Genomic DNA, 25,861 nt, shown 5'->3' on the forward strand with positions numbered 1-25,861 from the left:
GCAATTTGCTGTAAGGTACAAAGCAAGCGGGACTCCTGATTAACCGGCTACCAACTTGCCATCACGGTAAATGGGCAGTACATTGGCTCCATTGGGGGTAAGGCAGTAGCGGATATCTTTCTCCAGCCCAAAGCCGGTGAGTCGCTGGTAGTGGGAGGCATTCTTCGCTTTCATGAATTCGTACAGATCAGGCTGGGCCTCCTTGTAAAGGGAAAGGGCCATCTGGGAGGCGTCGCAATTGATATGGAAATGCTCGCCGATCCTGTCAATAACCGCCCCGGCAAATAAAGTGTCTTCCAGGTTAAAGCGATCCTTCCAGGCTGCACATCCCAGGAGTACGTTCTTCTTCTGGCTTAACAGGAAGGTGCAAACGGCGTCGAGGTTGGGAAATGAACCGGTGATCACGATGGGTGCACCATTGTTCAGGGCCATATGCAAGAGCTTGGTACCATTGGTGGTGGTAAGCACCAGGGTCTTATCACCGATGAAATCCCTTGGATATTCAAAGGGGGAATTGCCATATTCCAGTCCTTCCGCAACCTTGCCATCGCGCTCGCCCGCGGTGATGGCTCCCAACTCCTTGCCAAGCGCGATACAACCCGGAACACTGTCGACGGGTATCACACAGGCGGCACCGTTATACAATGCAGTGGCAATGGTGGAAGTGGCACGCAGCACATCAATGATCACCACCACGCTATCGCTAACATCATACAAGTGCAATAAGGCAGGTGAGATAGAGGTATAAAGACTGGGTTTCTGGCTCATTTCAAAAATTGTGGGGGCAAAAATAAGAAGGATTGGCGAATGCCATCCGGCAACTGATATCGGTAGCTTACTTAATGAATTGTTTCCATTTATCGGTCTCAGCACTTTGTTTAAGCGCTTCATTGCGCGTTTCCAGCAAACGGATAAGGTATTTGTTCAGGTATAAGCGGTCAACCAGTTTGCCGAGGGCGCCATAGGGCATTTCATAGTGCAGGAAGTCGATCATCAGGGTACCATTATCCACTTCCTTGAAGTGATGCTCATGCCGGAAGCTTTTGAAATCACCATCCATCATTTCATCCACAAAGCCTGAAGGCTTTTGGAATGACGTGATCTTTGATTTGAACACCCTTTGTTTGCCTAGGTGTTTGGCTTTCCAGGTAACCGTTTCATTGAGTCCGATCAACCCCATAGTGGTGCCGGCAACCGCTTCCTCACCGGTATGGGCCATGGATTTCCTGTGCAGGTCTATGCTTCGGGCCAGGTCAAAGACCCTTTCGATAGGCGCCTTGATGAATACGGTCAGGTGGATAGTGGGCATAGAAGATCACTGATTGGTGAGTGGTGATGGAACCGGGCCAAAATCGTTCCAATTTATTTGATCCGGCTCCTTCTTTCCATCAGTTCCCGCCAGGTAGTGAGAATAATGCCTTTTTCCCTGATATAATTCTTTAACCGGGGATCGAGCATGGCGAGAAGGTCCGCCTTGCGTGTAGGACCGCTGTCGCTGATATGTGGGAATACCTCAGTGGGCTGGGTGCAGTGCATGATGATCATGGTAAGACCCGGCTTGCATTCTTCCATGGCGGTGATGTATTGTTGGGTGCCGAAATCCTGCAATGCCTTATCGGATTTCTTGGCTGACTCGGGGATCTTCCAGCCATAACTATTATTGTGCAGGTCATCGAGCACCGGCAAACCGGATTTCCATAGCATCTGGCCGATCATCTTAGCCTGTTTCAGCGCATCGGCCTTTTCGGGCATATCCCGGGATACGATGGTGTTATGGCCTCCGGGAACCATTACCGGTATCTTGTGCTCGATACCGGCAGTGATGTATTGCATGGTGAAGGCCGGGTTAGCATAGACCGTGCCCATATGGGTATCGAGGTGGGTGGGCTCAAATCCCATCTGCCGGGCTTTCTGGATCTGCGCCCTGATCTCCCTGCCTACTTCCTCTGGTTTGGCCGATTTATCCACTGCTGCCACGGTAGCATACATGCCGCCGGTGAGCGTGTCCACGAGACCAGGTACAGCCGGGCGACCACTAACGGGGCCCCATTTGTAATTGTCCCATTCTGAAGTAAGGGTAAGGTGTAAGCCGGCATCAACCCTGGGATGTTGTTTCAGCCATTGAACAAAGTGGGGAACCCATGGGCAGGGCATCATTACACTGACAGAACTGGCCACCCCTTCTTCCAGCGCCTTGAAAGCGCCAATGTTGGAATCATAACTCATGCCCGCATCATCCACATGGAGGATGATCACTTTGGCGCCTTTTGGGTAACCTAGCCTTTCTGCAAAAGTGGTATCAGTTTGTGCCTGCGCAGCAGCACCCAACAATAGAAGGGAGAGTAAGTTTATGGCCCGCATCGTTCAGAATGTTTGGGATAAATGTAGCAAAGAAATGCGTTGATGCAGGCAGGGACAGTTAAAGAAAAAGCCGCAATGGGATGCGGCTTTCTTTTATCAATATAGTTCATCAGTTATTGAAAAGGGATCTTTACCACTTTTGCTTTCAGTTGTTTATCGCGCACTGCAACAAAGATCTCACTGTCGATGGCGGCATGTGAGGTGGCCACATAACCCAGGCCAATGGCCTTACCCAGCGATGGGGATTGGGTACCGCTGGTTACTTTACCAATAGTATTTCCTTCCGCATCCTTGATCTCGTAGTCATGGCGGGGAATGCCACGGTCGATCATCTCAAAACCAACCAGTTTACGCGATACACCCGAAGCCTTTTGTTGCTCCAGGATTGGCCTTGCCGTGAAGTCCTTGGTAAACTTGGTGATCCAGCCCAATCCAGCCTCCAGGGGTGAAGTGGTATCGTCAATATCGTTTCCGTAAAGGCAATATCCCATTTCAAGGCGAAGGGTATCACGGGCACCCAGTCCAATTGGCTTGATTCCTGACGCCTTTCCTGCTTCAAATATCGCATCCCAGATCTTGTCTGCAGCGCCATCGCTATCTTCAAAATAGATCTCCACACCGCCCGATCCGGTATAACCGGTAGCACTCACCAGCACATTGTCAACACCGGCAAATTTTCCTTTCACAAAAGTATAATACTTCAGGTTTAGGATATCCATTTCCGTTAGTGACTGTAAGATCCTGGTGGCATTGGGGCCCTGGATAGCAAGGAGGCAGGTTTTATCAGATATATTGTGCATTTCCACGTTGCCGGTATTGTGCTGGCTTATCCAGTTCCAGTCTTTTTCAATATTGCTGGCATTAACTACCAGCATGTATACCTTGTTCTCCTCAATGCAATAAACGATCAGGTCATCCACGATGCCACCTTCGTTATTGGTCAGGGCGCTGTACTGGGCCTTGCCTGCAGTTAGCTTGGAGGCATCGTTGGTGGTAACACGTTGGATTAGGTCCAGTGCCCCGGGACCCTTAAGAATAAATTCACCCATATGGCTGACATCAAACACCCCGGCATTGGTCCTTACTGCCTGGTGTTCATCATTGATCCCTGAATAGGAAATGGGCATGTTATAGCCTGCGAAAGGCGCCATTTTTGCACCGAGTTGCTGGTGCTTATGGGTGAACGGTGTATTCTTCATATAGCTGCATTATTTCGGTCGCAAAAGTAGCGGAAAGCATTGGATCGACCACCTGCTATGAAAAAGCCATTAAAATAATGACTGCATCTTGCTGAAAACTAAAGGCTTAAACGAGGGCAGGCCGTCGTACTATTGTACGCCATCAGGGCTATGGCTAATTTTGGGCAATGTTTTTATTGGCAACAGACCTCGATGGGACTTTCCTTGCCGGGACCAATGCGCAAAGGGAGGAACTTTACCAGTGGATACGCTCAACTGTTGACATCCGCCTGGCATATGTGACCGGTCGAAGCCTTGATGCGGTCTCTCCCTTACTTATTGATCCTTTCCTTCCGAAGCCCGACTACATCATTGCTGATGTTGGGGCCACCATAGTAGCCGGCGAGACACTCCAACCCGTTCAGCCCATCCATGCTGAAATAGAAGCCCGGTGGCCGGGAGCAGAACTGGTAGAGAATATGCTTATGGGGGTCGAAGGATTAAGTAAGCAGGAAGTGCCTATGAACAGGAGGTCATCCTATTATTATGAAAAAGGCCACCAGCCAAACCAGGTTTATGGAAGGCTAAGCAGCCTGGGTTGTGAAGCCATCTATTCTGCCGGGAAATACCTCGATGTGTTGCCGGCGGGTATCAATAAGGGATATACATTGAAAAGACTAGCGGCAGTATTGGGAATTCCCAACCACCGCATTATGGCCTGTGGCGATACCATGAATGACCTGTCCATGCTGGATGCGGGATACCAGTCGGTGGTTGTCGGTAACGCAGAACCGGGCTTGAAGGCCTTGCTGGATAAAAAGGAAACAGTCTATTTCGCTGATGAGCCGGGTTGTGGGGGGATACTTGAAGGCCTGGACTATTTTAGTTGGCGCTGACCATCTGCTGCTAGTAAAGGAGTAATTAAAGCCTAGACCATGACGATACCATTCTTGATAGCGAAAAGGGCCAGACCCATCCTGGTGGAGATACCCAGTTTCTCAAAAAGCGAATCGCGATAGCTATCCACTGTCCGGGGGGAAACATTCAATTCCTCCGCGATCTCCCTGTAGGTCTTATCGGTACACACCAGGCGAAGGAAATTGAGTTCCCTCTCTGAAAGGCTGGAGACCTTTACCGCCTGCTTGAAGAAATCAGGCTCCTCTGCATTCTCTTCGTCCATTTCCTGCGAAACGATGGGCTGCCTCAGGTTCATCCTGCGGTTAAAGGTTTCGTTCAGGCAGAAGCCCGTCCTTCTTAATTGGTTCAGTGATTTTTGGAATTCCTTGGGATCGGTATCCTTACGAAGGTAGCCCCTGGCTCCCAGGTTAAGCATCCGGATAATCGCCAGGTCTGCATCCAGCATGCTCAGTACCACCACCTTGGTACGTGAAAGGTTTTGCCTGATCCATGCGGCAGTTTCATAGCCGTTCATTACCGGCATGTTGATATCAAGCAGGATGAGATCGGGGGCCGGGTGGAAGCTCAATTGTTCAATAAGCTCCTTTCCGTTGCCGGCCTCAAAAATTACTTTGAAGCCTTCAAACGAATTAACCATGTAGGCCAAACCACTTCTCAACAATTTGTGGTCGTCCACCATGGCTACTGTCATGGTATTTTTATCAGAAGCTTTCACCAACTGCAATTTGGCTGGAAAATCCAAATTAACGCTACCCACTTTGTGGAATTTTTTTCTGAATAGGTGATACAAAAAGGTAAATATCAAATAATTGCAAGTATTTATAATAGGCATCGGAGGTGGGATATATGGTCAAATGTTTAATAAATCATTTTTCGAATTGATGAAGGTCATGGTATGAGCTAGGGTGACAGGATAATTTTAAGCATCACCCTAAACCTTGCACAATGAAACAAAGTCATGTACTGTTTGCCATGCTGATTGGCCTCTTTTTATTGGTCGGTTGTTCGGTTGGTAGGAAAATGAGTTTTGAAGAGAAGAAAGTGGCTCCCGACTATGCCTCAGCCAAGTCGATGCTGGTCAGTTTCCAGGACCAGAGACCCGATGTCCTGAGTGGAAAGGAAAAGCCCAGTTTCTGTGGGCATATGAAGTCAACGGGACAGATCGAATACAATATGCAAACAGAGTCGGGTAAGCCCCTGGCGGAGGAGTTTACCAATGCCGTAAGTAAGGGCTTGACGGAAAAGCAGCTCAACAATAGTCCGCTGGTAGTCACGCACCTCACCAGTTTTGATTCGATAAGGCAGGCTTTTACCTCATCAGGAAAGGAAAGGTTGGTTTTCTTTACCATCAGGAAATGGGAAGCGGAAGAAACGCCCACCTTTACCACCATCAAGTATGAAGTGTTGTACGACCTCAAGCTGGATATCTATGACCAGTCCGGCCAATTACTGGCTTCGGAAACCACCCAGGATATTTTTGTGGACAAGAAGGGTGTGGCCGGAAGTGTGAAGGTACTGCAACAGTTGGCAGATGAGATCTTCCAAACGCAGGTAAAGGCGTTATTCAACAGGGAAAAGATCAGGGCCAGCCTCCTGCAATGATAAATAAAGGAGGGTACGGGAATTCCAGTTGTTTAAACTAAATTGGAATACCTAACTAACAATTATGAGAGTCCCATCGATCCTTGGTCTGCTCTGCCTGACCCAAATCTCCATTGCCCAAATGAGCGGCAATAAATCAAATGTCCTGTCTTCTGTTGACAAGCACCAAAAGGAATTGATCCAGTTAAGTGACCAGGTGTGGTCCTTTGCCGAACTGGCGATGAAAGAAACGAATTCGGCCAAAGTGTTGGCAGATTATGCAGAGAAGCAGGGCTTCAGGGTGAAGCGGGGAGTTGCAGCAATTCCAACGGCCTTTGTGGCAGAGTATGGTTCAGGCAGGCCGATCATTGGCATATTGGGTGAATTTGATGCATTGCCCGGCCTTTCCCAGAAGACGGAGCCGGTGAGGGCAGAATTGCAACCCGGGGGTAACGGTCATGGTTGTGGGCACAATATGTTTGGGGCCGGCAGCCTCGGTGCAGCTGTAGCCGTAAAGGAATTGATCGCCTCGGGTAAGCTCAAGGGGACTATCCGGTTTTATGGGACCCCGGCCGAAGAAGACCGTGCCGGCAAGGTATATATGGCAAGGGAAGGTCTTTTCAGCGACCTGGATGTTTGCCTCGACTGGCATCCGGATGCTGAGATCAGGGCAAATATGCAGAGTTCCCAGGCGGTTATTGACCATGAAATCATCTTTAAAGGGAAGAGTGCCCATGCTGCCTTTGACCCATGGAATGGCAGAAGTGCGCTTGATGCCGCGCAGTTATTCACCGATGGCATCAACTACCTCCGTGAGCATGTAAGGCCCAGTGTGCGCATGCACTATGTTTTCAAGGATGCCGGCAAGGTTCCCAATGTTATACCCGAGTCTGCAAGTGTTTGGTTATGGATCAGGGACAGCAAGCGTTCTGGGGTGAAGGCAGTGGAAGAACGCATGAGGGATATTGCCAAGGGCGCGGCACTTATGGCCGGTGTAGACTATGAGATCAAATTGAACAGTGGCCTGTATGAGCTCCTGGTCAATGAAGCGGGTGCAACTGCATTACAAAAGAACCTTGAGCTGCTGGGTGGTATCAGTTACACACCGGAAGAGTTGGCTTTTGCCGAGAAGATCATGAAGGAATATGGTGCACCTTACAAAGGCATGGATGCAAAGGTGAAACCTTTGGAGAAGACCAACCCCGATCCTGCAGGAGGTTCTACTGATGTGGGTGATGTCAGTTATATTGTTCCGGAGATCACCCTGATGGCCCCAACCGCGCCTGCTGAAGCACCTTGGCATTCCTGGGTAGTTGTGGCATGCGGAGGCATGAGCATTGGCCATAAAGGCATGTTATATGCTGCAAAGGCACTGGGCCTGACTATGGTTGACCTGTTTGAAAATGAAAAGCTGAGGACCGATATCCGGAAAGAATTTGAAGCCAGGAAAGGGAATGAGGTTTGGAAGGCGCAATTGCCGGATGGCCCGCCCAACCTGGACTAGAAGTTCACACCTTTAATGCTGACAATTGGTTCAATTTTTTTCTCTGAATCGGAGGTGGTGCAGGCAACAGTAAACAACTTGGCAATTGTTTGGCCATTGGCCAGTTTTTCGATTCCTATATAGGCGTGGATCCCCTGGTGCGGCCTTCCGTCCAGGCCCAACAGTTCGTTCAGTTCCTCCCCGGGCAATATTACTGCAATGGTATTATTGGTCTCAGGAATGGATAACCTTTCAATAACCTCGCGCGATGAAGGGCTGGGGGAAATATTGCTTAATTGTTCAGTTGGGTTCACCAGGACTTTCTTTACAACAAGGTATAAAGACACAGCAGGACAATAGAAGGTGTTTTACCAGTGGGAAAGGGGTGTTTTTCCCGTGAAGCCGGGCTAAAAATTGAATAGGCCACAGGATGCCAGGTGGCAGGCAACGGTTTTCACTTATACGATCCTGTTATATTGTTTAGGACAAATTTGGGCAGTAGCTTACACAAAGCGGGATACAATAATATTTCACCATTTACCCTGAAAAATCGGTAGATTAGTTGTCCTGAAAAATACTGTTATGGCATCCATTACACTGACCATTAACAACAAGTCCCACACCATTGATGCAGATCCGCAAATGCCCTTACTCTGGGCCATCAGGGACTTTATAGGATTGAAGGGAACAAAGTTCGGTTGCGGTATTGCCCAGTGCGGGGCATGTACGGTATTGCTGGAAGGCAATCCGATCCGCTCCTGCAGTACTCCTGTCACAGCGGCTTCCGGTAAGAAAATTACCACCATCGAAGGGTTGTCGGAAAATATTGATCATCCCGTTCAGCAGGCATGGATCGAATTGCAAGTGCCGCAATGCGGTTATTGCCAGTCGGGCCAGATCATGTCGGCGGTTGCATTATTGAAGCGCAACCCCAATCCCACCGATGCACAGATCGATGCGGCAATGCAGGGTAACCTTTGCCGATGCGGTACTTATCCACGCATTCGCAGTGCCATTCACCGCGCTGCCGAACTCATGAAGAAATAATTCACCTCCATTCAACTATTGAACAATGGAAAAACAGTCTTCTAATCTTAGTCGCCGTAATTTCCTGAGGATGACCGGCCTAACTGGTACCGGATTCATCCTGGGCCTCTCTTACGTGAAGGGGAATATTGCCGATGCGGTTGTGTTGATGAATGATGCAACAGAGACCTACGAGCTTTCCCCATATATCATCATCGAGAAAGGTGGTGGCATCACCATATTCAATACGAAACCGGAAATGGGCCAGGGTACGTTCCAGTCCATCCCTTCCCTGATCGCAGAGGAGCTGGAAGTTTCCCTCGACCAGGTGACGATCAAACAATCAGGAGGGGAAAGGTCACTCGGGCCGGACCAGTTTTCTGGCGGTAGTTTTTCAGTAAGGTCCAGTTATGACAAATTAAGGAAGGTGGGAGCATCGGCAAGGGAAATGCTGGTGACGGCGGCAGCAAAGACCTGGAATGTTCCGGTGGAAGAATGTTATGCAGAACAGGGAAAAGTTTACCATCGCCCATCAGGGAAAAGCCTTGCCTACAATGAACTGGCCGAGGCAGCTTCCAAGCTTGAAATTCCCAAGGAGCCGAAATTGAAGGACCCCAGGGACTTTAAAATATTGGGTAAGAAAACGATGCGCCCTGATGTGCCGCTGAAATCATCAGGACGTGCAGTATTTGGTATTGATATTGAAGTGCCGGGTATGGTATATGCATCAGTTGAGCGTTGTCCCGTATTTGGGGGCAAGCTGGTCAACTTTGATGATAGCGCCGCCCGGAAGGTCAAGGGTGTAACAGATGTGGTTACCTGCGAAAGGATCATTGGTAAATACCGTTATACCGGAGTGGCAGTTATTGCCGATAATTATTGGGCTGCCTTACAGGGCAGGAAGGCATTGAAGGTGAACTGGGATTTCCAGGGTTATGATAGTTTCAATACCAAGGCCTATGAGCAACAGTTGCGGGAGCTGGCCAAGACAGAGGGTGTGGAAGACCATAAAGTTGGGGATTTTGACAAGGCTTTCGCCGATGCTGCTAAAAAACTGGAGGCGTTCTATGAAACACCCATGGTGTCGCACTCTCCCATTGAACCCATGAACTGTGTAGCCCATTGGAAGGAAGGGAACCAATTGGAGATTTGGACATCCACCCAGGTGCCCAGCGGCATCAAGCGCGACTTTGCCAAGGAGTACAACATAACCGATGAGCAGCTGAAGGTGAATGTAACCTTCAATGGCGGCGGTTTTGGCCGGAGGTTATATCCCGACTATGTACATGAGGCCGTTCAGGTATCGAAGAAGATCGGGAAGCCGGTCAAAGTGATCTGGACAAGGGAAGATGACACCCAGCAAGGACCATTCAGGCCTATGACCTTTTCTGCCATGAAGGGTGCCATAGGTGCTGACGGCAAGGCACTGGCCTTCCAGCACAAAGTGATCTCGCCATCCATAGACGCATCAAGGGATCCCAAGTACGACAAGACCAAATCGGACAGGGGTATGACAGAAGGGATCAGCGAACAACAGTATGAGATCCCCAATATCAGGAACCTCTATGTTTATGCCGACCTGCATATTCCCATAGCGGCATGGCGTGCCGTGACCAGTACCACGCTAGCCTTTTCACATGAATGCTTCATTGATGAGATGGCTGTTGCGGCAGGTAAAGACCCGATGGTATTCAGGATGGAAATGCTGACCAAGGACTCGGATACCAAGAAGGTATTGGAGAAGCTAAGGGCAGTGTCCAATTGGGATAAGCCATTGCCCAAAGGATGGGGAAGGGGCGTAGCCCAATGGGAGTTCTTTGCAGGGCTTTGTGGCCAGGTAGTGGAAGTGTCGAAGCAAGGCGATGGTGTGAAGATCGAGAAAGTATATGCGGTCATTGACCTGGGCACCATAGTCAACCCTGATACCATAGAAGGCCAGGTACAGGGGGCTGTGATCATGGGACTTTCAGCAGCCATCAAGAACGGTATCAGTTTTGACAGGGGAAGGACGGTTCAATCCAACTTCCATAATAACCCGGTGGTAAGGATGAGCGAGACCCCACCAATAGAGGTACATTATATAGCTGATGGGGGGAAGATCAAAGGGGTTGGTGAACCCGGTTTGCCACCTTTGGCGCCTGCACTTTGCAATGCCATCTTTGCAGCAACAGGCAAACGTATACGCAGATTACCGTTTGATATCAATAAGGTTTAAGAGGGTGTGCTATTCCAGGCATGTTATAAATCATACTTTTAAATCCTGACATGAAGCAAGGCTGTAGTGGCGGAATCCAAAGTTCAACACTTTGGATTCCGTATTGCTATGACAATTGTTACTACCTAAATATAAAGTTGTCAGCACATGTCATCATCCCTCGCACTTAGCAAACCAACCAAGCCCCTACTCCAGTTGGCGATCATCGCAATAGTTATCTATTTGCCACAGTTCCTGCCCCCCGGCATGTGGTTATCAATTGGTTCACTGGTAATATGCACACTTGCCGTATTCTTTTTTGCCTGGAATGATGAAAAGAGTTTGAAAAGGACGGGGGTAATCAATGCGGGCTCGTTTTTATCCACCCTCTTGCTGGGGATCCTGTATGGGGTGATTTTTTGGGTGCTAATTGACTGGGTATTTACACCATTTATTGAAAAACTGACCGGTCAGGTTACTGACCTAACCAGGTTTGATAAGCTCAGGGGAGATACAAAGGTTTTTGCAAGAATGATGTTGTCGATTTGGATTACAGCTGCATTCTGCGAGGAAGTGGTTTTCAGGGGGTTCATACTGGAAAGGATCAAAGTGCTAACAGGAAAAAATTGGTTGGCCATTTTGTTATCAGCTGTAGCATTTGCCCTGATCCATCTTTATCAGGGACCTAGCGGGATCACGATTACTTTTTTGGCAGGAATCCTCTTTGGCTGGTTGTTTATAAGGACCGGATACAACTTATGGGTATGTATCATAGCCCATGGGTTGGTTGATAGTTTATTCTTGTTCCTCGTATACAGTAACCTTGACCTGAAACTGAAAGCACTGCTAGGCTGGTAAAGTTATATCTCTTCTTTAAGGGGTCTCGACGAAATCAAGGTCTTTACCAAAGGTCTCTTCTGTTTTCCATGCTGCAATAACGGCAATACCCATCAGGATCACGCCGGTTACCCATGCACCGGTAACATAGGACCCAGTGATCTCCCTCATTCCTTTGAAGAGCAGGATGATCAGGGGTAATGCCCCACGAACCATATTGGGGATGCTGATGGCGGCTGTGGCCCTGAGGTTGGTGCCGAATTGTTCTGCACTCATGGTGATGTATACTACCGTAAATCCTGTTCCATAACCAAGTCCGGCGCAGATCCAATAGAACCGTTCAGCTGTTCCGCCATCCTGGTTGAAGTAGAGTATAATAAAAAGGGCAGTGATCGCATAGAAAATGAACAATGCTTTCTTCCGGCTTTTCAGGTAGTTGCTGAGTAACCCAACGGTAAGGTCGCCAAAAGCAATGGCCATGTATTGGTACATGATGGCCTTACCAGGATCAATTCCTTCGATGCCGAACTCCCTCGCAAACTGGTCAGAGAATGTAACCAGCACGCCAATGATATACCAGGCGGGGATGCCAATGAGGATGCAGCGCATGTACCTGCTGAATCTTTCCCGGTTATTGAAGAACATCAGGAAATCACCCCGTGATAAGGATGATTCTTTGACCTTGTTGTATAATCCACTTTCGGCTACAGATATCCGTAAGAGCAATAAAAGGATGCCCAGGCCTCCGCCGATATAGTAACAGGTTCTCCAGTGGAACCATTCCTTCATGAAGAAGGCCGTAACGGCACCCAGGATACCGAAGCTGGCCACCATGGCAGAAGCTATCCCCCTTTTCTCTTTGGGAAGAAGCTCGTTAACAAGAGTTATCCCTGCCCCCAGCTCGCCGGCCAGGCCAACCCCGGCAATAAACCGGAGGATGATATATTGGGGAATTGTGGTGACCATACCGTTGAGGATATTCGCCACCGAATACAATAGGATGGAGCCAAACAATACACTTAACCTTCCCTTCTTGTCGCCCAACATTCCCCATAGAATACCGCCCACCAGTAGCCCGATCATCTGGATACTGATGATGAATTCGCCTTGCGTCAATACTTCCTCGGGACCTAATCCCAGGTCGGTAAGACTTGGCTTGCGGATGATCCCAAAAAGGAGGAGATCATACACATCCACAAAGAATCCCAGGGCACTAACGATAACGGATAGGTGAAATATGGAGGGTTGCTTGGTGGTCATTCCCAAATATAGGTACTATTGGAAACTGTGTCGGGACAGGCAGGGGCATAAAAAGGCCCCGGGTATAAGACCAGGGGCCGTTCCAACTTCAACCCCGCCAGGGTTCACTATAGAAAACCGGCGGCCGGGTTGGTGATATCTTACCTGAGCAGGGTGCTCAGTATCAGGAAGGGTGAATGGTTGTCAATGGCCGCCTGCTTGAGCTGGCGAAGGCTGCTTAAGGTGGAATTGGACTCGGTTTCTTCTGCGTCCTGTTCCTTATCGATCGCATCTGTTTGTGAGATCTTGCCTTCTATCTTGATGGTAGTGGAATCCTTCTTGTCTTTCTTATCCGGTCCTTTGTATTCATAATCACCGTCCTTATTTTCCTTGAACTCTCCCTTACCTTCAATGATCACACCGTTCTCATCGATCTTCATCTTGAAATCCCCGTTCTTCAGTTCCTTTTCAGTGGTCTTATTGGTCCTTTCCAGTCCTTCCCGGGTCATGATATATTCGACATCAGAGTCCCAATCGTAGCTATCATCCCAATTCTCGTCCCAGGTAACATTGAATCCTCTCCTGCGGTTAGCATTTACATTGAACCATTCGTAGTCTTCGAGGCTGCCGTCCAGTTCAATCTTCTTACCTACCGGTACTTCGATCACCACCAGTACCTGCTGGTTACGGAACTTGTCCTTGTTGGTGATCACAAAGCCACGGGGCAGTTGGAGAATGCTGTCTTGCTGGGTGATCGGGAACTCGATATGTTCAGCCAGTTCTTTAGCCCTGATGTTATCGTTGCTCCTGCTGAAGCGGATGGTGTACACATGGAAGGAAGAATCCTTGCTCTTGACCACATTTACCCTGACAGTCTTCAGCATCAGGCTATCGCGGTTGATCCCATAGAAGGGGGCATTTTCATCCCATTCGATCCCGAACCAGTCATCACCATAGTAGCGGATATTGTTACCGATAGCATCAACGAAAAGCTTGTCCTTGGATGGCTGGGCGATGGTAACCGGGTTCTCTACACCAGCCCTGTTCTTGAAGTTGCGGGCAACCATGCCGGCAAGGAAAACAAAGCTGAACAAGCCTAAGATCCACAGTCCACCGAAAATGTAGCCCAGGTAATTATTGGTGCTTCTTACACCCATGATCCTGCGTACTACCCAGGTGAGCAGCGCGATGGCGGGAACACCCAGGAAAAGGAAGAGGCTACTCCAGGCCAGGGCATTTTGCCAGAAACCTTCCAGGAAGAAATCCTTCAAGGGATACACGGCCATACCGCTGAACAGGATACCCATCAGGGCGGCGAACAGTGACAGGGCAATGATAGCAGCGATGAAGAGGAAGAAAGCCTTGAAGAGGATACCGATCACATTGCCGATCCCACTGCCTGCCCTCCTTGCTGTTGGGGCCGCCTCATAGGCCATGCTACGTCCTTTCTCACCTAATTGCTGGGCTGTTTCTTTCACTTCAGCGCCCCAGCTTTGCGCCCTGTGCTTAAAATTTTCCAGGTCACCTTTAACAGTGTCGCGGATAGAATTCAGGTCAATGCGCTCACCCTTCATTTCAAGCTTTTCGGCTGCAGTATTGGCATAGGGTACTGCGATCCAGAGGATCAGGTACACTACGAACAGGGTACTACCCAGTCCGCCGGAGATGAATCGAGGGCCGGCCATGAAGTCCCAATCCCAGAAGAAAGCGTTGAAGCTTCCGCCCACAATGCCAAGGATGATGGGCAGGGCGAAGATCAACCTGGGGATCCAGGGCTGGAGGTTAAAATAGGCGGCGAGACCACCTGCCACACCGGCGATCACCTTATCGTCGGGGTTGCGGTACAAACGCTTGGTAACGTTTGACTGCAGGCTCTGCGATGGAACGATGATCCACAGCAGGATGTATACCCAGAACAAGGCACCAAAGAGGAGGACAAAAATGATCCTCATGATCACGGGGTCGATGCCCAGGTAGTTGGCCAGACCGCTACATACACCACCGATGATCTTGTCATCAGCATTGCGGTAGAGTTTACCACGGCCAGCGGGACCGGTATAGCCACCAGAGGTAGCGCCGCCGCCACTGAAGCCGGTACCCGAAGTTGAATGAGTGTTAGTATAAGATGAATTTCCTGAAGCACTGGAGGTTTCGGCCTCTGCAGCTTCAAAATCTTCCGGGCGACCCATGCTGGCGATGATGGCATTTACATCCTCATCGGTGATGCAGGTGCTGCCTTTCTTCAGCCTGTCGGAGAAAAGCTCGGCAATGCGCCCTTCAATATCATTGATGATCTCGTCGCGGCCTTCTTCATTAGCGAAGTAGCGACGCAGGCTCTCGGTATAGTGCTTCAACAGGTCGTAAGCGGTCTCCTCGATCGGGATCACCCTGCCCTGGAAGTTTATGTTGATTACCTTTTTCATAATTCTCGTATTAGCTTGGTTGAAGTTTAGTTGGTTGTTGGGTTTTCAGGGACAGTTGGAAGTGATTCTGACTTGCTGGTGAGTGCTTTCACTCCGTTGGCCAACTCATTCCAGGTAGCTTCCAGTTCCTGGTAAAAGGTTTCTCCTTTTGCGGTGAGGGAGAAATATTTCCTCGGGGGGCCGGAGTTGCTTTCTACCCAACGGTAGGTGAGCATGTCTGCGTTCTTCAGCCTGGTGAGTAGTGGATAAAGGGTGCCTTCCAGGATCTGCAGGTTGGCCGCCTTCATTTCGTCCACGATATCACTCGGGTAAGCCTCACCGCGGCGGATGACGGACAGGATACAGAACTCCAGTATCCCCTTCCGCATCTGGCTTTGTGTGTTTTCTATATTCATGGCGATTCTAGTTTTTATGGCTGGTGGCAGTGTCAGCGGCGTGGATAAGGTTTAATTCGGATAAGGTTATAAGGATAAGGTTAGTTCCGCCGTTTCGCTGGCCTTGCCACCAGCCTGTTCAATTACTTTGACAACACAAACATAGATAATGTTTCAGTACTATGCAACACAAAGTACCTAATTATGGGAGGTAATTTTTATAAAAAGATAATAGGTTTTGGTTGGAATGCAGTTCTGAAGAGGATTTCAGGAATTCGCTCACATAGAAAAATTTTTTCACAGATGTTGCGAATGGTAAAATTCAAGTATGAACGGTATTTCTGCTGATGGGATGTCAATGGGTGTTAGACCTGGCCCCAACTATCCTTTTTAAACGGTTGATTATTAATGGCAAAAGGCCGTCTCTTGACGGCCTTTTGCTGGGAACTGGTCCTTAAATGCGGATTAAACTGCTATTCCGTGATTCCGGTATTGGTTGGTGGTTTTTGCTGGTTCCACTCGCTCCTATCCAGTTTCCTGGCCTTGGGATAGACCTCATCACAGGTATTTCCATCGTAGAGGCGGCCATTCTTCATCACATATTGTATGGCATTGCTGTTACGGATATTCTCCAGGGGATTCTTATCCATAATGACCAGGTCTGCCAGTTTGCCGCTTTCAATGGATCCCAGGTCCCTGTCGAGCCCCAGGGTCTTTGCGCCCAATATGGTGGCCACTTTGAGGGCATCATGGTTCTTCATGCCACCACTCTTCATGGCCCAGAGCTCCCAATGGTAACCCAGGCCCTGGAACTCGCCATGGCTGCCGATACCTGCCAGGCCTCCGCTTTCCACGAGCGCCTTCATGCTCCTGGCATGTTTGGTAAATACATGTTCTTCCGGCATGAACCATCCCTGCACCCTGCGTGTCTTTTCCGCGAGCTCCTCATAGGGCATGAAGTACTGCATCTTTTTATCATGATAGGGATTTTCGGTCTGGAAGTAGTAGTTCTCGGCAAAGGGGCCTCCATAGGCGACCAGTAAGGTGGGGGTGACTGCCATTTGGGAGGTTGCGATCGTTTGGGTCACATCCTTGAATAAGGGGTAAACAGGTATAGCATGCTCATGACCGGGATAGCCATCCAGCAAGTTGGTCATGTTGAGCTTGAAATTCAGGCCTCCTTCGGTAGTAGGATGCAGTCCCTGGCGTTTGGCCGCCATGATGATCCACTGGCGCTGCTGGCGGTTGCCGGTCAGGTACATCTTGATGTACTTGGTATTATAATACTTGCTGTACTGCTGGAGAATAGTTTCGGCCTGTGCAGAGTCTTTCACATTGTAACTCCAGAATCCAACTCCCGGTCCGGTGGAATAAACCCTTGGTCCAACCATGGCACCCGATTCAACCATATCGCCATAGGTCAATACATCCGTTGTACTGGTCTGGGGATCCATAGTGGTGGTTACCCCATAAGCGAGGTTGGCTGCATAAATCCAGATCTGGTTCTTATGGATTCCCCAGTTTGGCCACATATGCGAATGTGTATCAACAAAGCCGGGGGTAATGGTCTTGCCGGTACAATCAATGGTTTTCACCCCTGCGGGAACAGTAAGGGTACCGGTCTTACCCACTGCCTTAATGCGGTTATTGACTACGAGGATATCCCCATTTTCGATCACTTCCTCACCTTTCATGGTAATGATCCTGGCGTTCTTCAACAGAACGGTACCTGCCGGGAGGTCACGCTCGAAATAGACCTTGATGGCTGTTTCTTCCGGACTGTACTTAGGCTCTTCTTTTTTCTTTTTCGCAAGGCTGTCTGCTTTGGCCTTGGAAGTATCTGCTTTTGCCAGGGCGCTATCCAGTTTCGCTTTCAGGGTGTCGGTGCTGGCCCTGGCCAATGAATCGGCCAACTTTTTCGCTTCCAGTTTCTTGGCTTCCTTCAGGCTGTCTTCAAACTGCCTGGCAAGATCTACATCGTAAACAAAATGGGCATTGCCCAGGCTCCAATGGGCCCTTTTGCCATTCCCTTCCCATGCAGGGAATTCACCTCCCACTTCAGTAAGCTTCCTGGCAGGGAAAATGGCATTGCCGGCATCTGCTACATTGATGTTAACTGTTTTACCGGTCATGGGGATATTGATCACATAGATCTCGTTGTTGATCTGGGCCAGCGCCCTGTTGCCTGATGGTGACATTTTGATGAAGGCGGCATTGGACGGCATGGTGAGTTCCATGGCCTCAGCCGAAGCCTCGGTAAGGATACATTTATCCATTACCGGTCTTCCATTCTGGAAATTGCTCATGCCATAGGTAGTGATACCGGTGATCTTGGCATGTACCTTCTCATCCGTACCATCCCATTGAATGGAGACCAGGCTTCCTGCATTATTCAGGTAGATGCGGTTGCTGCCTTTCACGAAATGGGGGTTATAGCGTCCATTGGCTTTATCAATGATGCTGATATCACCACCATTGGCAGGTACCCAGCTAAGGTTATCCTCGGCTCCATTGTAAAAAGGTGAAATAGCGGTTTTATAGGTCTCAGTGTTGCTTTGGAGGAACACCACCCTGTCTCCCGTATTATTGAATACAGGATTTTGGTAAAGTCCTGCAACCCTGGTGAGTTGTTGAACGGGTGTTTTGCCATTCAGGTAGGTCCTGAACAAATGCCCGCCCTCAGGTGTCCAGGTACTGAACACGATGCTGTTTCCATCTGGTGCCCAGGTTGGCATGGCCTCTGTGAAATTATTACTGGTAACCCTTTTGGGTTTACCATTGGGGTAATCCATCACATACAGCCTGTTCAATGCAGTGAAGGCCAGTTTCTTCCCATCCGGAGAAGGAACGGCATCACGGATCTGGGTGGTCAACGCATGGGAGGAGTCTGAAATGGGGTATTGGAAATCGAGTTGTTCGCCCATTTCTATTTCCGTGTCAACGGTGAAGGGAATTTCGGTAATGGCACTACCATCAATGGGTATGCGCTTTATCTTTCCGCCAAAGGATGCAATAAGGGCTTTGCTGTCTGGCGTAAATGCCATGGCTGGCAATACACCCATTGTGGCGATGGATTCCTGTTCATCTCGTTGTACGGGATAGGCCAGCCATTTTTCCTCACCTGTAGCCAGGTTCCTTAGGACCAGCCCGGTCTTCTCTTCAAACCTGCTGCCGTAGGCCAGCCATTTACCGTCCCTGGAGAGCACAGGCCTGAAAGCAGAACCGTACCGGCTGGTAATGGTAGTGACCTTGGCGTTCTCCCTGTCATAGACACCCAGTTGGTATTGGGGCATCGTTGCATTGTAGTTCCAGGGACCAAAGCGGCGGGAGAAATAAATGTACCGTCCATCTGCACTTACTGCAGGGTCAATGGTCTTCAGGGTGGGTGGTGCATCGATCAGCTGTGTACCGCCCCCACCATCGCGATGTACCATGAACAACTGCACATTCATCCTTCCCTTGGCATACACCACATATTCACCATCCGGTGTCCAGCTTGCGCCCGGGATATTCTGGCTGGGATCCTTCGTTAATTGTACTGTGTCCTGTTTTTCTGTATCGATGTACCAAAGGTTATCGCTTCCGCTACGATCGGAAATGAACAGGATCCTTTTCCCGTCCGGACTGTATTTGGGATGGACATCAAAGGCGATGCCCTTCGTTACCTGCGTAGCCTTGCCGCCGGCTATGGGAATGGTATAGATATCACCCATCAGGTCGAAGAGCAGCGACTTCCCATCCGGGTGCACATCTACCGACATCCAGGTGCCTTCACTGGTGTTAAGCTTAATTTTTCGGTTAGGCTTAAGCGGTAGTGACTTGAATTCGGTGAATTTGCTGGTATCTTTTTTAGTGGAGTCAGCAAATGGCTTGAAGGAGCGCAAAGGGGAATAATGAGCTTCTGTCTGGAACAGAACTCCAAGTAGCAGTCCCCCCGACAGCAGCTTAAGTGCTGCTGAAGGAATGGTTGTTGGCATAAGTAGAATGGTTTGGAATGTAGAAATTAAGGAGGAAAAGGGGAATTTGGAAGCCGCTGGTCAAAATACCGTGAAAACACTGAAGCACTTCCGGGGCAAGGAAAGGGGATAGGTGTTGTTGAAAAAGGGGCAACCGGGGGGTGGGAAGTAAAAAAGCTCCCCTGGAACTATTGGACCAGGGGAGCTTTTTGTATTTATGAAGGTGGTTCGCATAATCATAAGAACCACCCCGGGCTATTTTTTCAAGCCGATCTCCCTCAGGCGTTCATCGAGATATTCCCCGGCAGTGGCATCGGGATAGGCCTTTGGATGCTGACCATCGATACAGCTTTCGAGGCAGGCAAGGCTCATGGCACTCTTGGGATGCAGGAAAAAGGGAATGGAAAAGCGACTGGTATGCCACATTTCCCTCGGGGGATTTACCACACGGTGGGTAGTAGAGCGCAGTCTGTTATTGGTCAGTCGCTGCAACATATCCCCCACATTCACTACGATCTGCTCCGGTAGGGAGGTTACGCCCACCCATTCGTTCTGCTTGGTCAGGATCTGCAGGCCATCGGCGCTGGCACCCACCAGTAGGGTGATCAGGTTGATGTCCTCATGTTGTTCAGCCCTGATGGAAGATTTGGGTTCCTGGGTAATAGGAGGGTAATGGATGGCGCGAAGGATGGAATTCCCATTATGGATATGGTCATCGAAATAATGTTCATCAAGCCCGAGGTAAAGGGCTATGGCCTGCAACAAGGATTTACCTGATTTTTCGAAAGCCCGGTAAGCCTTATTGAAGGTTGGAGTAAAGCCGGGTACTTCTTCAATACTTACATTATCGGGATATTCAGCTTTCACGGGATCAATATCCTCTACGGTCTGCCCATGCTGGTAGAACTCCTTCAGGTCCGGCGCATCACTGCCCTTGGCGTGTTCCTTTCCAAAAGAGGTATATCCCCTTTGTCCCGCAAGTTCAGGGATCTCATAGCCTTTTTTCTTTTCCAGCGGCAGGGAAAAGAACTGCTGGACATATTTGTACAGGTCCGCGATCAGGTCATCGGGGATGCCATGGTTCTTTACTGCAACAAATCCTACGTCTTCATATGCCTTGCCCAATTGCTGGACGAATTGTTGCTTCCGGGTGGGGTCGTTGCTAAGGAAATCAGCCAGGTCAACTACAGGAATGGCCATACACAATCGTTTAACAGTGAGGAAATGTATTATTTTAGGCCGTGAAATTAACCAAATCCCTTTATTTAAGCCTATTGCCGTTGATAGGCGGCCTGTTGCTGTCGGCCTGTTCCTCCGGGCCCAGGCTTTCCGTTCCAGTAAATAATGATATAGAACCGGCACCTGATTATTCCCAAATTGCCTATTGGGCCGCCCATCCAGGGAAGCAGGATCCCTCTGACCTGGTGCCGGCAGCTTTGCAAAAAAACTATGTAAAGGATAGTTCCGTTGATGTATTCTTTATCTATCCAACGATCTATACCCACAAAAAGGCAAAACGTTGGAATGCGGCCATTGATGATGCGGAGCTCAACAACAAGATAGATGGGTCGAGTATCAAGTACCAGGCTTCTGCATTTAATGAATGCAATGTATTTACCCCCAGGTACAGGCAGGCGCATATCCAGAGCTATTATGACAAGGATACTTCTCAGGCCTTAAAGGCATTTGATATTGCCTACCAGGATGTAAAAGCTGCCTTTGAATACTACCTGGCCAACGAAAACAAGGGAAAGCCTTTTGTGATCGCTTCCCATAGCCAGGGAACCACGCACAGCAAGCGACTGATCAGGGAATTGGTTGAAGGCAAGCCTTTACAGAAGCAGTTGGTAGCAGCCTATATCATAGGCATCCAGGTGGAGCCGGATTACTTTACCTCCCTCCAGCCTTGCCGGGACTCAACAGCAACCGGATGTTATGTGGCATGGCGTACCTTCCGGCGAGACTATGAACCGGATTACAAGCCTTCGTCAAGGCGTTCAGTGGTAGTGAACCCGCTAAACTGGAAGACCGATACCAGTTATGCGTCAGTTGGGATGCATAAGGGAGCGATCCTAAGGAATTTTGATAAGTTGGTTCCTGCTGTCAGTGATGCCCAGGTGTATAAGGACCTCCTATGGATCAGCAGGCCAAAGTTTCCCGGCAGTTGGTTGTACACTTCCCGGAATTACCATATAGGCGACATCAATTTGTTCTATATGAACATAAGGGAAAACCTTTCGGTCAGGATCAAAAGTTATAAGAACCAGCGATGAAGGATATTTTGACCCGCATGGATAAGAGCCTTGATTCCTTTGTGAAGCAATTTGCACCGGGATGGCTAGCGCTTATTTTCATACTGCCATCCATGGGACTAACTTATGTACTGGACAGGTGGCTGTGGAAGGACTTCAAAATTTCCAACGGGGAAGAAATGCTTGCCTTTTATGTAGGTCCTATGACGGCTGTACTCCTGGCTTTTTGTCTATCCTATTTCGGGAAGATGTCAACATCCAGGGTAATGATTGCGGGATTGGTTGCATGCCTGGCGATCCAGCTTCCTTTGTTCCACCATATTCCTGAAGTGTACGATTATGTTAGCGGAACAGATAGCCACCTTTATCAAAGGGCGGCCAATTACATGTATGAGCATAAGACCCTTTGCTCTTACGATGGCCACTTATTGGGAACCAACATTGGGAATCACTACCTGTACCAGCCGGGTTATAAATATTACCTCGCTGCACTTCTTTTCCTGACTGATGGCCAATTGTTCAGGGTGATTCAATTCATCGGGGAGTTGTTCATTCTGATGACCATGATTTCGCTGGTTTGTACTTTAAGGAAAGAAAGGGAAATTCCGGGAGGCCCTGTCCTTGTCTCCTTATTCTTTATTGGTATGGTACCCAGTCTACTGAAAAGTATGCTGATGGGATTGACCGAATGGCTGGCCATCCTGATGATGATCCTATCATTCTTAACCTACCATCGCAGATGGTATGGCGCTTGTCTGGTATTTCTCGGCCTTGCTGCATTTGTCCGTCAAACCTTCGTACCCGTTGCGCTGGTATCCTCCTTCTTCGTTTTTCCTGTGATGGAGAAGAACAAAGGCTGGAATGCCCTGGCCTTTTCCCTTGTATTATGCCTTCCATTCCTGCACAATTATTTTTTTGCAGGAAAACTTGTGTATTTCGCAGATTATTCCTGGTGGGCAGAACGGATGAGCATGACCCCGAAAGAATATTTCTGGTTTTCCATGGTGGAGCCCTATGAGCTGGTGTTCCTGCAGTATTTTGGAATAGATGTCGGGTTTTTCAGCATTACCAATGAAATCATGTCATTGCTGTTTATCCCATTGGGGTGGGTCGTTCTTTGGAAAATGGGCAAAGCGCTCTTACAGCATGAAACATTGGTTTTCTGGGGTTGGCTTTTCCTGGCTGCACTTTTGGTAATGCCCTCCCTTGCTTACAATGGAACAGCCTGCTTTCCCAGGTTCCAGATGTTCAATTTTTCAGCATTGATATTTTTAAGCCTTTATTTGATCGGTGCTGCATTATTTCATAACAAGGCAGATAATGCTACTCGTCTATTATGAAAATTAGCCAACATTCGATTGCAAATACGGGTCACAGTGTTATCGCTGAGAAATTTATAGTTGCTGGATTATTCTTATGTTGTATTTTCCTTAAAAGTCTTCTGCTTCAATCCTACCTGGTAATGGATGGGGACAGGGCACTTCAAATGACTGCAGCAATTAATTGGGCAAAAGGCTTTGGCTATACGATTCCTGTTATTCATTTGCCGGACATTAATACCGTGTACAACGATTGGCTGCTTGAGTGGCCGCCACTTTACAGTTTGTTGTTGGTCCCTTTTCTCTGGTTAACCGGAATGGACCAGGTATTGAGTGCCACCATCCTTGATGTGTCCGGGGCCGTACTTTATTTGTATGCAATCTGGAGAATAACCACACTCATAGGTTTTCCCATCATTTTGCAATGCATGGTATTAGGCTTTAAGGCGACTGAATTCAATGAAGGAATTCTATTTTCAATGCCAACCGATCATCTTGCAGCAGGATCACTTTTCTTAGGTGTTTATGTATTTCTTAAACGTTGGGATAGTAAAAGTGTTTCTTACATATTAGTGGTAGCATTTTGGTCATTGGCTGCATTTTACTTCCGGTATATGTACCTGCCGGTTATTGCAGTTTTTCCTTTAATGACTATCTGGAATGGGGTTATAAATAAGGAATGGTTCCGGATAAAAAACGGGTTGTTGTTAGGAGGGATATTGCTGTTGGGAACAGGGGGCTATTTTCTCATGAACTATCTGCTTGGTGAACAGGTTACGTATTTTGGGAAATGGGCACAGGGCTTTGATCTATCCAGGGCTATGGGTATAGCCCCATTATTCTGGCATGCGATAGCCCATCATGTTTTTATAGTATTACAATTGTCGTACCTGTTTAAGGTTCCTTATAGTGATGTTTCTGTTTATTTTTTCTATTCTTCCCTGATTGTCCTGGTTCCAATGGTCTGGAAAATGGTTTCAGGTGCATTTATTAACAAATGCAGGATGCCGGCAAGTGTATTTGGCCGGTTGGTCTATGTAATGTTCTTTCCTTCACTGGCGCTGCTGATTTTGTTAATGTATCTCTCTGCGAGGATACTGTTTGATGGCGGTCAGGGGACCGGAGGAAGTTGGACGTTTGTGTCCGAGGAAAGGTACTATTTACTGCCACTATTGTTGATCTTACTGGTGTTGATTCATTGGGCATTCATCAGCGGGGGAACATTTACCAGAGTGAAATACCTGGTGGGTTTGTTTTTGTGGGGATCACTGGCTTTCCAGGTCCTGCATGTAGGATGGATGCTTTTGAAGAGCAGGCGCGAACGGGCGGAGGAAAATATCTTTTATTCCATTTATACCGGTAATTCAAGAAAATACCTTGACCAGCTGAAAAAGGCTGCTGATAAGCATGATGCGGATATGGTGCTATTTACCAGTGACTATAGCAATATGTATCATGCTGCTATGCATAATATTAAATTGATGCGTCATGCCCAGCTATTGAACAGCCAAACCAGTTTAACAGCCACCAGGCCGTCATTATTGGTTTTCTTTACCTACAGGGAACCCAATTCGGCCCACCAGGCTTTCATTGACCGGTATGGATTCAAGAAGACTGCCACCATCGACACTGATTATAATTGTTATATTAGTTTTATTAACCCGCAGTAATGATGTGCCAAGTTTTTATAGTGATACCAGTGTTCAATGAGCGGGAGGCGTTAAAAGAAGTGCTTCAACGTTTTAATGATTCAGGTGAACGCTATGAGATTGTGGTGGTAGATGACGGGTCCGACCCAAAAATCCTATTGGATGAACTCAAAGGTCCGGTCCATTTATTGCGTCACCGCGTAAACCTCGGACAGGGAGCAGCTTTGCAAACAGGGATGGATTATGCATTACAATGCGGTGCAAGAATGTTGGTCACTTTTGATTCGGACGGCCAGCACCAGTTGGAGGATATACCGGCTGTATTGCAACCATTGATTAATGAGGAAGCGGATATAGTTTTTGGTTCACGCTTCATGGGCAAGGAAAGCAATATGCCTTGGTTAAGGAATCAGACTATAAGGCTTGCCAAGTTCATTCAGTGCCTCATGACGGGTATGAAAATGACAGATGCACATAATGGATTCAGGGGCCTGTCCGCCCATGCTGCAGCAAAGATCCGGTTGAGGGAAAACAGGATGGCACATGCCACTGAGATCCTTTTTGAAGTCAAGCAGCATCGCCTCAGGTGGAAAGAAGTGCCTGTACATGTTGCTTATACGGATTATTCCATTTCAAAAGGCCAGTCATCGTCCGCCGGTATCCGTATTCTTTTTGATGTGATGATGGGTAGGCTATTTAAGTGATATCTTGGATGTATTGGATTTCTTACAACATTACTATGAGTGGAATTCAGATAATATTATTGACAGGGATCCTTTTTATTGGGTTCTATTTTTATAGCAGGATGCAAAGAGCCATTGCAGATGTGCTATTGCTTTTGCTGCTGGGAACAGTTGCTATACTATTTGTTTTAATGCCTGAATTGGCCAATAAACTTGCCCATAAATTGGGAGTTGGTCGGGGAGCAGACCTGGTAATGTATGTTAGCATCCTGTTATTCTGGTTCATCCTGATCAAACTTTACGCTAAAATTCGCAAACTGGAAGCCCAGGTGACCGACCTGATCCGAAATCAAACTATCGCTGAAGTGGTGAAGAAGGAAGCCTGAAC

General features: G+C 48.3%; 22 protein-coding genes. 11 read left to right on the plus strand and 11 right to left on the minus strand.

All coding sequences use genetic code 11. From position 1 onward, the window contains the following. Positions 1-39: 39 nt before the first annotated feature. The 4 genes from KJS94_RS13690 to gcvT all read right to left on the minus strand — a co-directional run bounded on the left by KJS94_RS13690 (position 40) and on the right by gcvT (position 3,560). On the minus strand, positions 40-768 hold the full coding sequence (locus KJS94_RS13690) for a 2-phosphosulfolactate phosphatase (protein WP_214448040.1): 729 nt from the start codon (positions 766-768) through the stop codon (positions 40-42). A 67-nt stretch (positions 769-835) separates the two neighbouring features. Then, a complete protein-coding gene (locus KJS94_RS13695; protein ID WP_214448041.1) occupies positions 836-1,309 on the minus strand; it encodes an SRPBCC family protein in 474 nt (157 codons plus the stop codon). A gap of 53 nt (positions 1,310-1,362) precedes the next feature. Then, the gene (locus KJS94_RS13700) at positions 1,363-2,361 is read right to left on the minus strand and encodes a polysaccharide deacetylase family protein (RefSeq protein WP_214448042.1); all 999 of its coding nucleotides are present in this window, start codon (positions 2,359-2,361) and stop codon (positions 1,363-1,365) included. A 113-nt stretch (positions 2,362-2,474) separates the two neighbouring features. Next, positions 2,475-3,560 (minus strand): glycine cleavage system aminomethyltransferase GcvT, encoded by a 1,086-nt coding sequence (gene gcvT, locus KJS94_RS13705; RefSeq protein ID WP_214448043.1) that lies wholly within the window; start codon positions 3,558-3,560, stop codon positions 2,475-2,477. Between the two features lie 167 nt (positions 3,561-3,727). Here gcvT and KJS94_RS13710 point away from each other — a divergent pair, with 167 nt between their 5' ends. Then, a complete protein-coding gene (locus tag KJS94_RS13710; RefSeq protein WP_214448044.1) occupies positions 3,728-4,435 on the plus strand; it encodes an HAD family hydrolase in 708 nt (235 codons plus the stop codon). A gap of 32 nt (positions 4,436-4,467) precedes the next feature. On the opposite strand, the gene KJS94_RS13715 is transcribed toward KJS94_RS13710, so the two are convergent. Continuing rightward, positions 4,468-5,172 (minus strand): response regulator transcription factor, encoded by a 705-nt coding sequence (locus KJS94_RS13715; protein WP_214448045.1) that lies wholly within the window; start codon positions 5,170-5,172, stop codon positions 4,468-4,470. Between the two features lie 230 nt (positions 5,173-5,402). On the opposite strand from KJS94_RS13715, the gene KJS94_RS13720 reads away from it, so the two are divergent. Further along, positions 5,403-6,059 (plus strand): hypothetical protein, encoded by a 657-nt coding sequence (locus tag KJS94_RS13720; protein ID WP_214448046.1) that lies wholly within the window; start codon positions 5,403-5,405, stop codon positions 6,057-6,059. A 64-nt stretch (positions 6,060-6,123) separates the two neighbouring features. Next, the gene (locus tag KJS94_RS13725) at positions 6,124-7,542 is read left to right on the plus strand and encodes an amidohydrolase (protein ID WP_214448047.1); all 1,419 of its coding nucleotides are present in this window, start codon (positions 6,124-6,126) and stop codon (positions 7,540-7,542) included. Here the strand turns inward: KJS94_RS13725 and KJS94_RS13730 are convergent. Beyond that, positions 7,539-7,868, minus strand: coding sequence for a hypothetical protein (locus KJS94_RS13730; RefSeq protein ID WP_214448048.1), 330 nt, complete (start codon positions 7,866-7,868; stop codon positions 7,539-7,541). The two genes, KJS94_RS13725 and KJS94_RS13730, sit on opposite strands and share 4 nt — an antisense overlap. A gap of 235 nt (positions 7,869-8,103) precedes the next feature. Here KJS94_RS13730 and KJS94_RS13735 point away from each other — a divergent pair, with 235 nt between their 5' ends. The 3 genes from KJS94_RS13735 (at position 8,104) to KJS94_RS13745 (ending at position 11,599) form a co-directional block, all read left to right on the plus strand. After that, positions 8,104-8,568: a (2Fe-2S)-binding protein gene (locus KJS94_RS13735; protein WP_214448049.1), complete on the plus strand. Its 465-nt coding sequence runs from the start codon at positions 8,104-8,106 to the stop codon at positions 8,566-8,568. Positions 8,569-8,593: 25 nt separating this feature from the next. After that, positions 8,594-10,762 (plus strand): xanthine dehydrogenase family protein molybdopterin-binding subunit, encoded by a 2,169-nt coding sequence (locus KJS94_RS13740; protein ID WP_214448050.1) that lies wholly within the window; start codon positions 8,594-8,596, stop codon positions 10,760-10,762. Between the two features lie 147 nt (positions 10,763-10,909). Then, positions 10,910-11,599, plus strand: coding sequence for a CPBP family intramembrane glutamic endopeptidase (locus tag KJS94_RS13745; RefSeq protein ID WP_214448051.1), 690 nt, complete (start codon positions 10,910-10,912; stop codon positions 11,597-11,599). Positions 11,600-11,614: 15 nt separating this feature from the next. Here the strand turns inward: KJS94_RS13745 and KJS94_RS13750 are convergent, their stop codons facing one another. The 5 genes from KJS94_RS13750 to KJS94_RS13770 form a co-directional block, all read right to left on the minus strand. Continuing rightward, positions 11,615-12,838 (minus strand): MFS transporter, encoded by a 1,224-nt coding sequence (locus KJS94_RS13750; protein WP_214448052.1) that lies wholly within the window; start codon positions 12,836-12,838, stop codon positions 11,615-11,617. A 140-nt stretch (positions 12,839-12,978) separates the two neighbouring features. Next, positions 12,979-15,240, minus strand: a complete 2,262-nt coding sequence (locus tag KJS94_RS13755; protein ID WP_214448053.1) for a PspC domain-containing protein — start codon at positions 15,238-15,240, stop codon at positions 12,979-12,981. A gap of 26 nt (positions 15,241-15,266) precedes the next feature. Then, positions 15,267-15,635, minus strand: a complete 369-nt coding sequence (locus KJS94_RS13760; RefSeq protein ID WP_214448054.1) for a PadR family transcriptional regulator — start codon at positions 15,633-15,635, stop codon at positions 15,267-15,269. A gap of 452 nt (positions 15,636-16,087) precedes the next feature. Then, positions 16,088-19,591 (minus strand): amidohydrolase family protein, encoded by a 3,504-nt coding sequence (locus tag KJS94_RS13765; RefSeq protein WP_214448055.1) that lies wholly within the window; start codon positions 19,589-19,591, stop codon positions 16,088-16,090. Positions 19,592-19,825: 234 nt separating this feature from the next. Continuing rightward, positions 19,826-20,770, minus strand: coding sequence for an isopenicillin N synthase family dioxygenase (locus KJS94_RS13770; RefSeq protein WP_214448056.1), 945 nt, complete (start codon positions 20,768-20,770; stop codon positions 19,826-19,828). Between the two features lie 41 nt (positions 20,771-20,811). Between KJS94_RS13770 and KJS94_RS13775 the strand changes: the two genes are divergently transcribed. The 5 genes from KJS94_RS13775 (at position 20,812) to KJS94_RS13795 (ending at position 25,859) form a co-directional block, all read left to right on the plus strand. Continuing rightward, positions 20,812-21,843 carry a DUF3089 domain-containing protein gene (locus tag KJS94_RS13775; protein ID WP_214448057.1) on the plus strand — a complete coding sequence of 344 codons (1,032 nt, stop codon included), beginning with the start codon at positions 20,812-20,814 and terminating at the stop codon, positions 21,841-21,843. After that, positions 21,840-23,162 carry a hypothetical protein gene (locus KJS94_RS13780; RefSeq protein ID WP_214448058.1) on the plus strand — a complete coding sequence of 441 codons (1,323 nt, stop codon included), beginning with the start codon at positions 21,840-21,842 and terminating at the stop codon, positions 23,160-23,162. Before KJS94_RS13775 ends, KJS94_RS13780 begins: the two co-directional genes overlap by 4 nt. A gap of 728 nt (positions 23,163-23,890) precedes the next feature. Beyond that, positions 23,891-24,811: a hypothetical protein gene (locus tag KJS94_RS13785; RefSeq protein WP_214448059.1), complete on the plus strand. Its 921-nt coding sequence runs from the start codon at positions 23,891-23,893 to the stop codon at positions 24,809-24,811. Continuing rightward, positions 24,811-25,494: a glycosyltransferase family 2 protein gene (locus tag KJS94_RS13790; protein WP_214448060.1), complete on the plus strand. Its 684-nt coding sequence runs from the start codon at positions 24,811-24,813 to the stop codon at positions 25,492-25,494. The genes KJS94_RS13785 and KJS94_RS13790 overlap by 1 nt, the downstream gene beginning before the upstream one ends. Before the next feature lie 35 nt (positions 25,495-25,529). Then, entirely contained in the window at positions 25,530-25,859 is a 330-nt protein-coding gene (locus KJS94_RS13795) for a DUF2304 domain-containing protein (protein WP_214448061.1), read from the plus strand. Positions 25,860-25,861: the final 2 nt, after the last annotated feature.

The sequence above is a fragment of the Flavihumibacter rivuli genome (assembly GCF_018595685.2).
GTDB lineage: Bacteria > Bacteroidota > Bacteroidia > Chitinophagales > Chitinophagaceae > Flavihumibacter > Flavihumibacter rivuli.